At 43.5% G+C, this 15,489-nt stretch carries 18 protein-coding genes; 17 read left to right on the top strand and 1 reads right to left on the bottom strand.

The window, feature by feature from the left end; translation table 11 throughout:
* Position 1 precedes the first annotated feature (1 nt).
* The 17 genes from F8M47_RS04390 to F8M47_RS04470 all read left to right on the top strand — a co-directional run bounded on the left by F8M47_RS04390 (position 2) and on the right by F8M47_RS04470 (position 14,013).
* Entirely contained in the window at positions 2-190 is a 189-nt protein-coding gene (locus tag F8M47_RS04390) for a DUF2635 domain-containing protein (RefSeq protein WP_125134695.1), read from the top strand.
* Complete coding sequence (locus F8M47_RS04395) at positions 190-1,653, top strand: phage tail sheath subtilisin-like domain-containing protein (RefSeq protein WP_150538970.1); 1,464 nt, start codon at positions 190-192, stop codon at positions 1,651-1,653. Before F8M47_RS04390 ends, F8M47_RS04395 begins: the two co-directional genes overlap by 1 nt.
* Before the next feature lie 9 nt (positions 1,654-1,662).
* Positions 1,663-2,016 (top strand): phage tail tube protein, encoded by a 354-nt coding sequence (locus F8M47_RS04400; RefSeq protein WP_150538971.1) that lies wholly within the window; start codon positions 1,663-1,665, stop codon positions 2,014-2,016.
* Positions 2,017-2,018: 2 nt separating this feature from the next.
* Entirely contained in the window at positions 2,019-2,402 is a 384-nt protein-coding gene (locus F8M47_RS04405; RefSeq protein WP_150538972.1) for a phage tail assembly protein, read from the top strand.
* A gap of 89 nt (positions 2,403-2,491) precedes the next feature.
* A complete protein-coding gene (locus tag F8M47_RS04410) occupies positions 2,492-4,396 on the top strand; it encodes a tape measure protein (RefSeq protein WP_150538973.1) in 1,905 nt (634 codons plus the stop codon).
* Positions 4,397-5,761 (top strand): DNA circularization protein, encoded by a 1,365-nt coding sequence (locus F8M47_RS04415; RefSeq protein ID WP_150538974.1) that lies wholly within the window; start codon positions 4,397-4,399, stop codon positions 5,759-5,761.
* The gene (locus F8M47_RS04420) at positions 5,758-6,522 is read left to right on the top strand and encodes a phage baseplate assembly protein (RefSeq protein ID WP_150538975.1); all 765 of its coding nucleotides are present in this window, start codon (positions 5,758-5,760) and stop codon (positions 6,520-6,522) included. Before F8M47_RS04415 ends, F8M47_RS04420 begins: the two co-directional genes overlap by 4 nt.
* On the top strand, positions 6,523-7,008 hold the full coding sequence (locus F8M47_RS04425; protein ID WP_150538976.1) for a phage baseplate assembly protein: 486 nt from the start codon (positions 6,523-6,525) through the stop codon (positions 7,006-7,008).
* A 27-nt stretch (positions 7,009-7,035) separates the two neighbouring features.
* Positions 7,036-7,584, top strand: a complete 549-nt coding sequence (locus F8M47_RS04430; RefSeq protein ID WP_150538977.1) for a phage baseplate assembly protein V — start codon at positions 7,036-7,038, stop codon at positions 7,582-7,584.
* Positions 7,585-7,594: 10 nt separating this feature from the next.
* Positions 7,595-8,005 (top strand): phage GP46 family protein, encoded by a 411-nt coding sequence (locus F8M47_RS04435; RefSeq protein ID WP_150538978.1) that lies wholly within the window; start codon positions 7,595-7,597, stop codon positions 8,003-8,005.
* Positions 8,005-9,072 carry a baseplate J/gp47 family protein gene (locus F8M47_RS04440; RefSeq protein ID WP_150538979.1) on the top strand — a complete coding sequence of 356 codons (1,068 nt, stop codon included), beginning with the start codon at positions 8,005-8,007 and terminating at the stop codon, positions 9,070-9,072. Before F8M47_RS04435 ends, F8M47_RS04440 begins: the two co-directional genes overlap by 1 nt.
* Positions 9,063-9,629: a putative phage tail protein gene (locus F8M47_RS04445; protein ID WP_150538980.1), complete on the top strand. Its 567-nt coding sequence runs from the start codon at positions 9,063-9,065 to the stop codon at positions 9,627-9,629. Before F8M47_RS04440 ends, F8M47_RS04445 begins: the two co-directional genes overlap by 10 nt.
* Complete coding sequence (locus tag F8M47_RS04450) at positions 9,629-12,124, top strand: hypothetical protein (RefSeq protein WP_150538981.1); 2,496 nt, start codon at positions 9,629-9,631, stop codon at positions 12,122-12,124. Before F8M47_RS04445 ends, F8M47_RS04450 begins: the two co-directional genes overlap by 1 nt.
* Entirely contained in the window at positions 12,125-12,685 is a 561-nt protein-coding gene (locus F8M47_RS04455) for a DUF4376 domain-containing protein (protein WP_150538982.1), read from the top strand.
* A gap of 1 nt (position 12,686) precedes the next feature.
* The gene (locus F8M47_RS04460) at positions 12,687-12,932 is read left to right on the top strand and encodes a DNA helicase UvrD (protein ID WP_150538983.1); all 246 of its coding nucleotides are present in this window, start codon (positions 12,687-12,689) and stop codon (positions 12,930-12,932) included.
* Between the two features lie 142 nt (positions 12,933-13,074).
* Positions 13,075-13,188 (top strand): Com family DNA-binding transcriptional regulator, encoded by a 114-nt coding sequence (locus F8M47_RS12440; RefSeq protein WP_150538984.1) that lies wholly within the window; start codon positions 13,075-13,077, stop codon positions 13,186-13,188.
* Positions 13,189-13,251: 63 nt separating this feature from the next.
* Entirely contained in the window at positions 13,252-14,013 is a 762-nt protein-coding gene (locus F8M47_RS04470; protein ID WP_244298062.1) for a DNA methyltransferase, read from the top strand.
* 52 nt (positions 14,014-14,065) lie between these two features.
* On the opposite strand, the gene F8M47_RS04475 is transcribed toward F8M47_RS04470, so the two are convergent.
* On the bottom strand, positions 14,066-15,489 hold a 1,424-nt coding region (locus F8M47_RS04475), incomplete at its 5' end, for a type VI secretion system Vgr family protein (RefSeq protein WP_150538985.1).

Below are 15,489 nucleotides of genomic sequence, written 5' to 3' on the forward strand. Positions count from 1 at the left end.
AATGCCAACCTTTAAAATTAAACCGAAAGCCGGATTGATTATCCGTGATCCAAATACCTTTGAACCATTGAGTGAAAAAGGTGAAGAAAAGCCCAAAAGTGGCTATTGGTTGAAACACCTTAAAAATGGCGATGTGGAATTAGTTGAAGCTAAACCCACCGAACGAAAAACCAAACCGGAGAAAGCATAATGGCGATTTCTTTTAACAATATCCCATCAGCTATTCGTGTGCCATTGGCATACATTGAGTTTGACAATAGCAAAGCAGTAAGCGGCACACCGTCAGTCCTGCACAAAGTGCTGATGCTCGGCACAAAATTAGCCAGCGGTACAGCAGTAGCCGGTCAAGCAGTGCGTGTTACCGCTTACTCACAGGCTAAAACCTTATTCGGACGTGGCTCGCAATTAGCTGAAATGGTCAAGTCCTTTAAGGCGCATAACAATATGTTGGATTTGTGGTGCTTACCGCTAGACGAAGCGGGAAGTGGTGCAAAAGCGACAGGCACTCTGACTTTATCCGGTACAGCAACACAAGCCGGTACGTTAAGTGTAATGATTGCCGGCACAAACTACAAACAAGCGGTATCCAGTGGCGATACTGCGGCAACCCTTGCAACTAAACTGCAAAAATTGATTGCTGCAGACCAAGATGTTCCAGTGACGGCAACTGTCTCTGGTGAGTCAATTACACTCACTTGTCGCTTTAACGGCGAGACAGGTAATGAGATTGATGTACGTTGTAACTATTACAGCGGCGAAGTGTTGCCTGCTGGCATCTCGGTAAACATTACGCCGATGCAAAGCGGGTCAGTCAATCCAAATATGGCAGAGGCCATTACCGGCTTTGGCTCAGAATGGTGGAATTATCTGATCAACCCGTTTACAGATACCGAAAGCCTTAATCTATTACGCACGGAATTGGTGACTCGCTGGGGGCCGATGAAACAGATCGATGGTATCTGCTTTATGGCCAAACGTGGTACGCATGCCGAAGCGACTACTTTTGCCGAACAGCGCAACGATTATCTATTTAGTGTGTTAGCAACCAATAACGCACCACAGCCGGCCTATATTTGGGCATCTGCTTATGCGGCGGTGGTCGCTGGCTCGCTATCTATTGACCCTGCTCGCCCTGTGCAGACATTAACCATGGATTTATTGCCACCGGCAATGAGTGACCGTTGGGACTTACCGGAGCGCAACACCTTGCTGTATAGCGGCAACAGCACTTACATCGTCAATGCCAACAATCAGCCACAAGTTGAGGCGGCGATTACGATGTATCGTAAAAATGCGTTTGGTGATAACGATGAGAGTTATCTCTACGTAGAGACGATTGGCACACTCAGCTATATCCGCTACGCCATCCGTTCTCGCATTACGCAAAAATACCCGCGCCACAAGTTGGCAAATGACGGCACACGTATCGGACCTGGACAAGCGATTGTCACTCCGAAAATCATCCGCAACGAACTGTTGGCACTGTTCACTGAGCTTGAATCCGCAGGCTTGGTCGAAGATTTCGAGCAGTTTAAGCAAACATTGCTGGTTGAACGCGATGCAAACAATCCATGCCGTGTAAATGTGTTATCTAACGAGAACTTAGTCAATCAGTTCCGCATTTACGCCCATGCAATTCAATTTGTTTTATAGGAGCAAACAATGGCAACAAAATTCCAAGGAACGGCAACTATCCGTTTTAATGGCAAGGAGTACCCAACAGATAACGATGGTTCGCTGGATGTCGGTGGCAAAGAACGTGAAACTGTGAAAGGCTCTCAGGTGTATGGTTTCTCTGAGAAACCAAAGGAAGCCACTGTAGATGTGACGGTATTTAACTGTGAAGAGACCGATGTGATGGAGCTCAAAAATATGACGAATGCCACCGTTGAATTTGAGACAGATGTCGGCCAGACCTATCTTTTACCCAATGCGTGGGCGGTTGAGACCGGTACACTCAGTGCAGACGGTAAAATTAAAGTCAAAATGGCAGCAATTGAATGTAAGCGGGTGTAAAAATGGAACTGATGTTAAAAACAGGTTTACGCTTTGGTGATGAACCTCAAACCGTGGTGACTTTGCGTGAATTAACCACAGGTGATTTACTAGATGCAGAAGTGGCCGCAGAACGAATGGTAATGTCGCCGGACGGTGTGCCGGTATTGGTGAAATCACCGGCACTTTTTGGCTATGAGCTATTACGCCGTCAGATTGCCTCTATCGGTAAAATTCAAGGGCCGATTTCGATGAAAATGTTGCGGTCGATGACCTCGGAAGATTTACAGCTTATTTCAGTTTATGCTGAAACTTGGGAGGCTACCAAAGCCCAACAGGTGGTCGAGCGGGGGCGATTGGATGCAGCAGGTGGAGAAGCTGGAAAAGACCTGTCTGCTGTTAGCTAAACATTATCAGAGCAGCCCTGAGTGGCTGCTTTCCAGACCTATTTTAAACTTGCCACGCTACATCAAGTACATAAATTCAGGAGGGGAAGATGGCAAATAATTCAACTTCGTTTTATGTCAATTTAGCGGGTAATGTTTCCTCACAAGCATCCAAGTTTGGCAATTCGTTATCTACGATGGCAAATAAGGGCGTATCTAATATGGCTAAGCTCAGCAGTTCGATTACAAAAGTCGGCTCTGGTTTAGCTTCGCTCTCACAAAAAATCAATAATGTTGGCAATGTTGCACTGCCGGTCATCGGTGTTGGTGTCGGAGCCGGGGCTGCAATGGTGAGTAAGTCGATGATCCGTGTTGCCGCCGATTTTGAGATGGCCAATATCCGAATGAAGCAGACGTTTGGTAAGCGTGGCGATGAGGCAATGGCGTGGCTGAAAAAGTTTGCAACCGATACGCCAATGGCATTCGGTGATGTGCAAGATGCTGCAATGCAGATGATGACAGCCGGTATTGACCCAATGAACGGCTCTCTGCAAGCTCTTGTGGATTGGAACGCCAAAGTCGGTGGAAGCACGGAAAATCTGAACGCATATATCTCCTCGTTTGCCAAAATGAAAATCAAGGGCAAGATGTCGTGGGAAGACATCCAGCCACTTCTTGAACGTAATGTCCCCGTACTCAAAATGCTGGCTGAAGCGACAGGTGGCAAGTACACTGAAAAGCAGATTATGAAAATGATCCAAGAGGGGAAAATGCAAGGTGCAGCCCTAGATGCACTTTGGAAGCAGATGGGTAAAAACGCCAAAGGTGCAGCCAAAGAACAGATGAAAACTTGGGACGGCTTGGTCTCAAACCTTGAAGATACTTGGGTCTCGATGCAAGCTCAGTTTATGGAGCACGGTGCTTTTGATAGTCTAAAAGCTGAGCTAGGGAGTTTCTTGGAATGGCTAAACAGCAAGATTGATGACGGTACGCTGGATGAATTTGCGAAAACAGTCAGCGAAACTTTAACGGAAGCCCTGCAAGAGTTAAAAGAGACGGCAACTGCTGTACAGCCAACTTTGGAAAAGATTGGCTCAGTGATGGAATGGGTCTCCGAAAAAGCCGGTGGTTACGGCAATATCGCTAAGTTTGTTGGGGGCTTTTATGTAGCCAATAAAATTGCGAATTTAGACGTTACCAAAACGACAGCAAAATTAGGCTGGGGAGCGACTAAATGGGTCGGCAGTAAATTCCGCAGCAACCCTAAAGGTGGTGCTGGGGCTGCAATGGAGACCGTAGGCTTATTAGGTGGTGTTGCCGGTGTGACGCCTGTCTATGTCACCAATATGCCAATGGTGGCAAACGGCTTGGGTGGTGGGCACATCGGACAGGAGCCAAATAAAAAAGCGAATAAAAAACTACCTAAAACGCCGAAAGCATTGCCGGGTGTTGCGGTAGCAACGACTGTGGCTGCCAATGCGACTCAGGCAACGGTGAATAAAGGGATTACACAAGCGGTCTCAACATCTGTGAAATCTGCAAGTCAGGCAATCAGTACTACTGCACATACCGCAACAGCTGCGGTTAGCCGTACTGCTGCTCGTGCCGTGCCGTATCTCAATGTGGCAGCAACGGCTGTAGAAGGTGCGATGGTACTCATGGATAATCAGTCCAGTACACAAGACAAATCAGAAGCGATTGGCTCTATTGCCGGTGCAACGGCTGGGGCGATTGTCGGACAAGCACTTATCCCAATTCCGGTGGTAGGGGCTGCAGTTGGGTCTTATGTAGGAAGCTGGCTTGGTGAGTGGTTAGGCTCGGAAGTGGGCGAATATCTCTCTAATCCGGAGCCGATTAAAAATGAGCTTAACGGCACAATTCAAGTGGCAGTGAAAGCCTCGGAGCATTTAATTGCAACGGCCACGGCAAGCAAAGTGCAGACGAATCAGAAACAGGACAATATGAATATCGCCGTACAAATGGGCACTCTTGGCCCGGGCGTGGGGATGTGGTAGATGAGCAAGATAACCGGTAAAGGGAGCTTTCGAGGCGTCCCCTTTTTAATTGAGGATGAGCAAGGGCAGAATGGCGGACGACGCATAGTTACCCACGAATATCCGTTGCGAAATGACGGATTGACGGAAGATTTAGGCAAGCGTATGCGTAATTACTCTGTCAGTTGTTTAGTGATTGGTGATGACCATATTGCACAAGCCGAAGCATTAGTTGATGCACTTGAAGCCGATGGTTCTGGCACTCTTAAACATCCATATTTCGGCACGCTTGAAGTGCGGGTGGATGATTACCGAGCTCGTCATTCTACAGCACATCAGCGAGTAACTCGTTTTGATATTACTTTTTTACCCGCACAAGAGAATAACGCCCCCGAAATTGCGGAAGATACAGCCTATTCGGTGCTAACGGAATATAAAGAGACGTTGGACAGCCTAGCGGAAGAGTTTGCAGATATGGTGGAAGATGTTTCAGGCTTTATTGAGTCGATGGTGGATAACCCGATTTTCCGTTTGGCTGATACGACAATGGACTTTATCGAAAACGTCTTTGAAGGTGTGGCAAACACGGTGAGTGGGCTAACCGCAATGAAAGATAAGGCGTTATCCATTAAGAACCGTTTAAGCAGTTTACTGCTTACGCCAAAAGTATTAGCACAAGAATTGCAAGATTTAACCAAGCTAAATGTGCAAAGTGCGGTGGCTTCGCAACGTCAATTTGTGCAGCATATTGTGATTACTGATTCGATTTCCTCTGCATTGAGCGATCTGACATCAAGTAAGACAGAGATCGCTAAAGGTACGCTAGATGAAATGGTAACCGCAAAAACCAACAATATGAGTGAGTCAGATATTTTAAGTCGTCAGTTTAGCAACTTACACGAGCAAGAAATCTTTGATGCGTTGATGAATAAAACCACGTTCTTGCTGAAACGCTTGGTGCTTTCTACTCTTGCCGTGGAATATGGCAAGGCGATTTCGGATGCGGTAACAGAATCGGTCGCTCAGAAAACTGTAACGGAAAGCACTACCGCAGGCTTGATTGAATCAAAGGCTGATGTGCAACGTTATATCACAGAGGTAGATGAGCAGTTGGAAACCGTGATTTTAGATAATGCCGATGCGGAACAATGGGAAAGCTATACGGCGTTAGAAGATTTCCGCCTAACCTTGATGAAAGACTTACAAAACCGTGGCGAGCGCTTGGCAAATGCCCTTGAAATCACGCTCAACGATACATTCCCAGCCGTATTGCTGGAATATCAATACACAGGCGATGCAACCACGTGGAAGCGTTTGTCTTTACGAAATGGCATTTCACACCCGCTCTTTTGCTTGGGTGGTTCAACGATTGAGGTTTTACAATGACAGAGACGAAAATTGAGCTGTATTTAAACGGTAAAATCTTTTCAGGCTGGAAAAGTATTAATGTACAACGCTCGCTAGAATCAATGAGTGGGCGTTTTGATTTGGGTATTGCGCTACGCCCTGAAGATGATGTTAGCGTATTAGCAGCGGGGGCATCATTGGTGCTAAAACTCGGCGGGCAAACGGTGATTACAGGCTACTTGGATGAACTCAAACAGAGTATTTCTGGCAGCAGTAAGCAGATTATGATCAGTGGGCGAGATAAGACTTGTGATTTAGTGGACTGTTCGATTATCCACAATAGTTACCAATTTAAGAATCAAACAGCAAAACAGATTGCTGAAGCTATCTGTAAGCCCTTTGGTATTAACGTGGTATGGAATGTAACCACTGCTGAAGCGAATGAGCGTATCCCTGTGTGGCAAGTAGAACCAGGGGAGACAGCATTTGATAACCTTAGCAAAATTGCTCGTCATAAGGGCGTATTAGTGACAAGTGATGTGAATGGCAATCTGTTGTTTACCGAACCGAGTACTACCCACGTGGGTGAATTAACCTTAGGTGTGAATTTATTGGAACTGGAGCAAAATGATAGCTGGCACCAGTGCTTCTCGCTTTATCGTGTCATTGGTGATGCCGAGCAAGGCGGTGAAAAAGGCGATACTAAAACCAAAAACAAAGCAGCAAGCGGTAAGAAATCGGCAAAAAATAGCAAATCGGATAAAGACAATGTGAGTGAATTTAAGGGGTTTGTGAATTAAATGAGTGCAAGTGGTTTAAAAGTTGAAGTGGCTGATAGCACGGTAACACGTTATCGCCCGATGGTAATTATCGCTGATGATAATATGACAGGGACGAGCGGTTATCAGCGTGCAGATTGGGAACGTAAACGCCGTAATGCCGAAGGTTCAAAAGCAACGGCACAGGTGAGAGGTTGGTTTAAACCCGATGGCACGCTATGGCAGCCGAATGATTTAATTGTGCTAGATGCTCCGCTATTTGGCATTAACAAAGTGGAACGCTTAATTATTGATTGCACTTATACGCTAGATGACGGTGGTATGCTAACGGTGATGACCTTAATGCACCGTGATGCTTTTGATGAACCAGCAGATGAAACATTGGATGATGTGGATTCTACAAGCGGTAAGAAATCCCAAAAATCTAGTAAGAAAAAAGCTAAATCGAAAAAAGCGAAAAAATCCGATAAAGACAATGTCGCAGAGTTTACTGGCTTTGTTGATTAGGCTTTAAACGTTATTTAAAGGAAATTTATGCAGGCTTTAAATCGAATGATTGCCCCGCTTAAGCGGGGGTTGCAACTGTTAGTCAGCCGTGCGGTGGTCTCTGTAGTGAATGATGCTTACGCACGGCAAAATCTGCAACTGCGTTTGCAATCGGATGAAGTTGCGGATGATGTGGAGCGGTTTCAAAATTATGGGCATTACTCTGTGCCAAAGGCCGGTGAAGCCATTGTGGTGTCAGTAGGAGGCAAACGGTCTCACTTAGTTGCTGTGGTGGTTGATGATAAAAGTGTGCGGCCAGCAGGCTTGATTGCGGGCGATTCGGTGTTGTATCATTTAGACGGTCATCAACTCCGCTTAACCGAAAATGGTGAAGCAATCCTCTCCTGCACTAAATTTACCATCGAAACAGAAACCCTCGACTGTACCGCTCAACAAATCACGTTTGATAGTCCGCAAACCACATTCAGCGGAGATGTTACTATTATGGGAACATCAACAGCAGAAGATCATAAGTCAGGCGGCGTTAGCGGTAAAAACCACGACCACGAAAAAGGGGTTGGCAAGCCTGTTGCGTAAGGAGTAGGTTATGTCAGATTTAGCCCTACAGTGGCGTGATGGTGAAGGCGACTTGGTATTCAATGCCGAGTCGTTTTTGTTAGATGATACCCTGACCAATGCCATTGTGATTAGCTTATTCACTGATTTACGAGTGGATGGCGTACGTGGCTGGTGGGGTGATTCATTTAATTCCGATGATTATCAAATGGGCTCGAAGTTGTGGACTTTGAGCCGTTCTAAACAACTCAGTGACATTCTGGAAGAAGCCCAGCTTTATGCCGAGCAATCACTCAAATGGTTGCTTGATGATGGCGTGGTGTTGGCTTATTCCGTCATTGCTTCCAACCCTAAGCCTTCAGTTCTGCTGTTAGAGATTCTTGTGACTATGCCAGATGGCAGCACAGAGCAACGAACCTTTAACGCAAGCTGGAGTGTGTAATGGCTTACTCTTCCCCAACCTTATCAACCTTAATTAAACAAGGCGAACAGCAATTTCAGTATCGCTTCCCAACGCTCAAGCGTAACAATGTGATTACGGTAATTAACCGTATTTGTGCAGCATTGAGTGCAGGCGAACATATGCACTTAGATTGGCTTGCTCGTCAGATTATTCCGACCACGGCTGAAGAAGATTATTTGATTGAGTACTGCTTGTATAAAGGCATTGTGCGTAAACAAGCGACAACAGCGTCTGGTTATATAACGGTAACAGCAAGCTTTGAAACAACCATCCCAGTCGGTACAGTGTTTGAAGATAGCGCAAGCGGTTTAACCTTTATCACCACCACTGACACGGTAGTTAGTGCAGGCACAACAGACATCGGTGTGCAATGTGAAACTGAGGGAGCAGACGGTAATTTAACCGTTGGCACATCTGTTTCGCTCACCTCGGCGATTTTAGGCGTGCAATCGACCGCTACCATTAAATCAATGACAGGCGGTGCAGATATTGAATCGCTTTCTCGCTTGTTGGCTCGCTTGATTTATCGTGTGCAAAATCCACCCGCTAATGGTGCTCCGCACGATTATGTGCGTTGGGCAACGGAAGTCTCTGGCGTAACCCGTGCGTGGTGCTTTGAACGTTACTTAGGTGGTGGCTCTGTTGGTGTCGCATTCGCCTGTGATGACCGAGACGATATTTTACCGACAGCGGAAGATATTGCCCGTGTGAAATCATACATCACAGGGCATAAAAACGAAGCCACGGGGCAATATGAGGGGATGCCAGCAAACGTGGAACTTTATGTATTCGCTCCACAGTTCCAAACGGTCAATTTCTCTATTCGCCTTTCGCCTGATACCGCAACACTTCGCCAAGCAGTGAAGAAAAGTTTGCAAGCTTATCTCTCAAATGCGGGAGTGGGTGCGTTGCTTTATCTCTCACAGATTCGTGCCACCGTTTCAAACACCGCAGGCGAGGTAGATAACAGCGTGGTTTTCCCGACTGCTGATGTGCAGTTACTCAGTGATAATATTCCAACACTGGGAGAAATTACATGGCTATGACGCACGAGCAGTATTTAGATGCTGCGGTGAAACTCTTGCCAATGGGTTTGGCGTGGAAGCGAGCGTTAGATAGCAATCTTGCCAAAGTGCTGGCAGTGCGTTGCGATCAGCTTGTCACCGTAAACACGCAAGCCCACGCCTTAATTAAAGAGCGTATGCCAGGGCAAGCTACGTTACTGCTTGAAGAATGGGAGAGTTTCTTTGGGATTCCCGAAGCAGGACGACAGATTACAGGTAAAAGTATTGTAGAACGCCAAGCACAGGTAAAAGAAAAAGAAGAAGAGCTCGGCTCAAGTAGCAAAATTTACTTAGAAGAAGCAGCTAAACGAGCAGGATATCAAATTGAGATTGTGAACTACTTCCCGCATCACTGTTTGCGTGATTGTATGTATCCACTTTATGAGTATGAAAATGCTTGGCGTATTTTCATTTATACCGAAAAACTACCTATTAACCCTGCTGATGAAGTTGATAAAAACGAAGAATTACAACAGATCTTAAAACGTTACTGTAACGCAGACGTGGAAATGGTTTTTATTTATAAGGACACCAAATAATGTACGCATTGGACAATAAATCTGGCATTGAAAAAATGCCTGAAATCCCTGAAGTGTTTAGTAAAACACCTCTTTGGTTTACCGAAGGACGAGATGGCAATGCACCTAGTTATCCTGGTGCTCATTGGTTCAATATCGTACAAGCCGAATTACTCAACGTATTGAAAGAAGCTGGTATTGAGCCAGAGAAAGCGGATACAACACAGTTGGCAAAAGCCCTTAAAGTATTATCAGGACAAGTTGAATCTATCGAAGCATTACGCCAATTTGAGCCAGTTCGAGATCGCCAAATTGCTTATGTAAAAGGATACTATGCTGGTAGTAATGTCGGTGGTGGGTATTTTATTGCGGATTTGAATAATAAAACTGCTAAAGATGATGGTAGCATTGTAATTATTACCGCAAATGGTGCTCGTTGGTCTCGTATTATGACAGATGAAGCAGTTTATTTTGAGTGGTTTGGCGTATTGGCAGATAACGCTAGTCCTGCAATCAATGCTGCGTTAGCTTATACAGCCCAACATAACAACGGTCATTTAAAAACTGTAAAAGCGCAATCGAATTACTATAACTTAAAAAATACTATTTACATTAATGGTAATACACATGTCGATTTCTGCGGTGCAACGTTAAATAAGGACTTCTACACCGATACAGCTTCTAACGCAGTTGGACTAATCCATGTTGTACATAACGATAGCGCTAAAAATATTATTATTGAAAATGCCAATGTGTTAATGAATGGACACACTTTAACAAGTGAGGAAATTCAATCAGGTAACGCATTTTCAATCGGGCCTATTAAAAAGCTGACTATGCGTAATATTAATGTGTATAACATTAAAAATGTACACGCCGTGGATCTTTCAAATTATGAAGATGTTCTAATTGAAAATTGCAAATTTTATGGTGCAATTATTGATAATAACACTTCGGTAGGTTCTCGACATTTCACGGAGGCTATCCAGTTACAAGGAACTGATGAGGGTAGCAATTATATCAATTCGAGAGCAGTGATAAAAAATTGTTACTTCGGCGCATCTGAACACTTGCCAGCTTGGGCTAGTGGTGTGGGAAACCACGGAGGGTACGATAAGATGCCGAGCACGATGACTACTATTGTAGATAGTTGCGTATTTGACGGGATGTCATACGCGGGTGTGCGTACATTTAGTGCATTTAAAGATGTGAAGGTCACAAATTGCACTTTCAAAGGGCTAACTGGTGCAGCGTTGGCTTGTACAAATAGAGATGCTTGGGCTGACTATCGTGGCGCAGCGGAACAATTAATTTTTAGTAACAATGTTGTATTAAACCACACAGGTTATGCGTGTGTAAGTTTTTTACGTAACTTAAAAAACACAGACCAAAGCAAAGATAATTTATTTGCACAAAATATCATCATTAGTAATAACACATTCGAAAGTAATAAAACAGCCATTAGAGCATTCGGAGTTAAAAATATTACTATACTTGGTAATACTTGTTACGGTGCAGACTTTCTTAATGCCATAGAGATTCAGAATGCAATTATTTCAAACAATATCATTGAGAGTCTTGTCGCTGGGAAAACAGGTATTTGGATTTACGCAGAAGATAATAAGGATAGTGGATATCAAGTACGAAATGAAAATTTAAAAATTTCTAACAATGTACTTATTGGTTTCCGTCGTGCAATACATGCGCAGGCAGTTGATGGTATTGCGATTGATAACAATATGATTAAACGTAGAGCGATTAACAGTAGCGATAATAGTAAAAATATTCCAATGATTGCTATTGATAGTAGTTCTACCAAAATGAATGTTTTAAACAATACGTATGACGATAGTGCAGATGGTATAACTTATGATAATTCATACTTGGGCTTGTCATTACATTACGCTGACCATTATACCGTCGTCAAAGATAATTATCTGGCTGGAATGCGTTGCCACATTTCTGGCACACCTAATACAGGTGCTGTATCTATGACGGCTTCAGGCTCGCCTAATGGCATCGTTACTGCCCCAGCAAATAGCCAGTATTTTGATACCTCAAGCAATCAAGTTTTTATTAGAAAAGCCAGTGCAAATGGTGCAAGTGGGTGGTTTGTTAGTCAGAATGCAGGTGCTCTATTTACAGCAACGCCAGATGGTAATGCAACGGGTGAAGAAGTGGTGAATGCAAAATGGGTAAATACCCAAATTAAAAAAGAACGCCTGCTTTGGTCAGGTTCTAGCTCAGACCCAATTAGTGTTGATGTTGGCGGTATTACAGGTTCTTTGTATGTATTAGTAAACATTCGGGCAAAAGATATCTGGTTTTCAGCGCCAATAGGTGCAGGATATAACACATACATTGGACAGAGCGAATTTGGTGGCGAAAATGCCGATAAAGATTATTCTAGCTATGTACATATTGCTAGAGCCACCTCAAGTAGCATCATTACTCTCACGCCAGAGAAAAAGCGAGATGATATTCTTATTAAAAAAGTCGTTGTGTTAGGAGGCTAAATGCTAGTTTATTTTAAAAAAACTGATTTAAAACAATATGTCATTTTTCCTAAACCAACCAACGCTGACGATTATTATGCAGTCGAGATTGACTCTGAAGCAGAGTTAAACAACAAAATTGGTGTTGTGGTGAATGGAGAGTTTTCTCTTGTGGATACTCCACAGGCAGAATTAAAAGTGGCACTAATTGAAAAAATTAGCGAGCTCATTAATACAAAACGCAACGAGTGCGTAAATGGTGGCGTCTATGTCAAACAAATCAATAAGTGGGTAGATACTGACAAAGCAGGTCAAGATAACTTAGTGCAGATTAAAGCGGATTTTGACTTGAACGGCAAAGAACAACAATTTAGCTTAATTTGCGCGGATAATACGGTGTATCAGCTCAATTTTGATGACTTCCTCGCAGTTTGGAATACCGTGAGAGAGTTAAAAACAAGTATGTATGAGAACGCTTATATGCATAAACTGCTATTAAAAAATAGCGAAAATCCAACCGATTATGACTGGTCTATTGGCTGGTCGAAAACATACAGAGAATACTTAGAGGACGGAAATTAGTATGAAGAATAAATATTTATATCACTTATTGATTGCATTAGATCAGCTTGCTAACGCAATCTTCGCAGGTGCTGCTGATGAAACAATTTCAAGTCGTTGCTATCGTGGTGCGATGAAAGGTAAGAAAAAGTGGGTTATTGCGGAAAAAATCGTAAATGCGCTGTTTTTTGATTCCCAACATTGCAAAACCGCATTTGAATCAGAAATCAAACGCCGTCAGTATCCTGCGGGATTTGGCAAAATCTAAAAAAATATAGCGAGGTAAGCTATGCTGCAACATAACTTACCTCGGCTCAAAGCAATCTGGACTTGCATTGAACGGCTGCTATACCCTTAGTTCGAGGGCTATTGCAGAATAACATAAATCAGTAAAACTGCGAAATGTAACAATGCAAAATAAAAAAGAAATCAGATGTCAGTGCTGTAATAAATTACTCGCTATTGGCATAGCAATCTCACTTGAAATCAAGTGTGTGCGCTGTAAAACAATTAATAAATTTTAATTTTTGATTTGAGTGTCTGAGCGCCAAGAATGCCGGAACGCCATAACACTTTTAGGAAATGTTATGGCAAATACAAATAGAAAAATTATTGTGTGGGCTTTGTTTGATAGCGGAAATGGTTGTTATACAAAAGCAGCACAAACCTTTCCCAATATTGACATCTATCCCATTGGGATAGACATTGAAAAGCGTAATCATCACTTTATTAAGCTAAATCTTGCTGATTATAGCCAGTTATTCGGTAAAAATCGGTTGTTTGAAGTATTAGATACTTTACCTAAACCTGATGTTATTTTAGCAAGCCCTCCCTGTGAAAGTTTTAGTATTGCTAGTGCTATGTGGGCAGGTAATGCTTGTTGGAAGTGGGTCCATCAGGATAAGAGTGGGCGATTTATGATCCGAAACCGCTCAGACTATGATGTGCCACAAGTTTCTCGTGTACATTTTCGCTATGATAAATCATTCCTCAATCGTATCAATGGTGAGCTTTGTATATACAACACGATAGAGATTATCAAACGATATCAGCCTAAAGTCTATGTGATTGAGAATCCTTTGAATAGCCAAATTTGGCGATATATTAACGATGTTCTAGGATTCACAATCCTATTTGATAATCCAACTTACTATGGTAATTATGGTTACATAGTCAAAAAGCCGACAAAGTTCAAAAGTAACATTGATTTAGGATTAAAGTATGAAGATTATTATTGTGGGATGTTATTCAGAAAAGCCCTGAAATCATACAATGAGAGGTCTAATATTCCTCTCAATTTAGTTGAGGATATTTATCATAAAGTAATTGAATATTTAAACGACCTTTAAACAAAAGATCACTAAAACTACGAAATTAAATGGCTTTTTTCTTTTCGTGATTTTAGTGATTTGTTTTCGCAATTTTTTTGGCTCGCAACACCGGCGAACCGCCAATAATCATTAAATGTCCTTTTATGGTTACGCGCCCTTTTAAGGTAATGCCACTACCATTAATCAACATTGTGCCGGCTTTACCGAGCATTTTGACTTCGGTTGAACCTGTCATTTTGATATTTTTACTATGCAAATTGACATTATTCCCCACCTTTATTTTGGTGTTTTGCGCCGTTTGCACGGTGCTGTCTCGTCCTTGTTTTTCTTTCTTATCCGCATACACATCCAAGCTAAAATGATTACCAATGTTTAATACATCATCTTTTTCGATTTTGGTTATGCGATTACGCCCAATGCTGTTTTGTTGGTCTTGCCCAATGGTAATCGACTCATCTAAACCCACACTTTCCGTGCGATTATTGCCGATGTTGATAGTTTCATCGTGCCCCACCTGCTCCGTGCGGTCATTGCCGATTTGCGTGGTTTCATCATGCTTGACGACGTTATTTTGGTCGCGCTCGGCATGGATAAAGATTTCTTCTTGTCCGTTTTCATCTTCAAAACGCAGTTCGTTAAATCCATTTCCCTTGTGGGTTTTGGATTTAATGCTCATGCGGGTTTTATGCTCCGGCAGATTGTAAGGCGGCTCGGTGGTGCTGTGGTAGGTTCGCCCCGTGATTATCGGTTGGTCCGGGTCGCCTTCAAGAAAATCCACTATCACTTCATGCCCGATACGCGGAATGGCGACATTGCCAAACTGGGCGCCTGCCCACGCTTGACTGACACGCACCCAGCAAGAGCTGTGTTCGTTGTTTTGCCCAAGTCTGTCCCAAGGAAATTGAATTTTTACTCTGCCCCATTCGTCACAATAGATTTCTTCGCCCGCAGGACCGACAACATGAGCCATTTGCGGACCGTCCACTTTCGGTTTCGGTTTCGGATTCGGCGTCGGGCGCCATTGTATGCCGTACGGGATAAGCTTGATATGGTTTTCATAGCGATTGCCTGAGTTGCCTGCTTCCTCTTCCAGCACGCCGTACTGCCAACCACGGTGTTCAACTTCAACCACCAACCAACTTTGGTTAAAGTGTTCTCTTGGATGTCCTGTAAGGCTAAAACGATAACCCGGGATTACGCGTAAATCATCACCGGTGGCCAGTGCCACTTCCGATTCACGGCGTTCATATTCTAATCGGTATTGGTTAAATGGTTCACCTTGCGCATCACGCTTATAACGACCTGGGTAATCATATTTTTCATAAAGATTGACCGTGTTTTCACCTAATACATTGCTTTGTTGGCTACTGCGTTGGTGCTCTTGATGATAATTAGGGTGGGTAAAGGTGTAATCGCGTAAGGTGTGTTGGGTTGTACCCAATTTCATTTCATAAGCCCAATGCCATAATGCCGGCGCTGGACGGTCACCCGCAG

Source organism: Actinobacillus vicugnae, assembly GCF_901687125.1.
Classification (GTDB): Bacteria; Pseudomonadota; Gammaproteobacteria; order Enterobacterales; family Pasteurellaceae; genus Actinobacillus; species Actinobacillus vicugnae.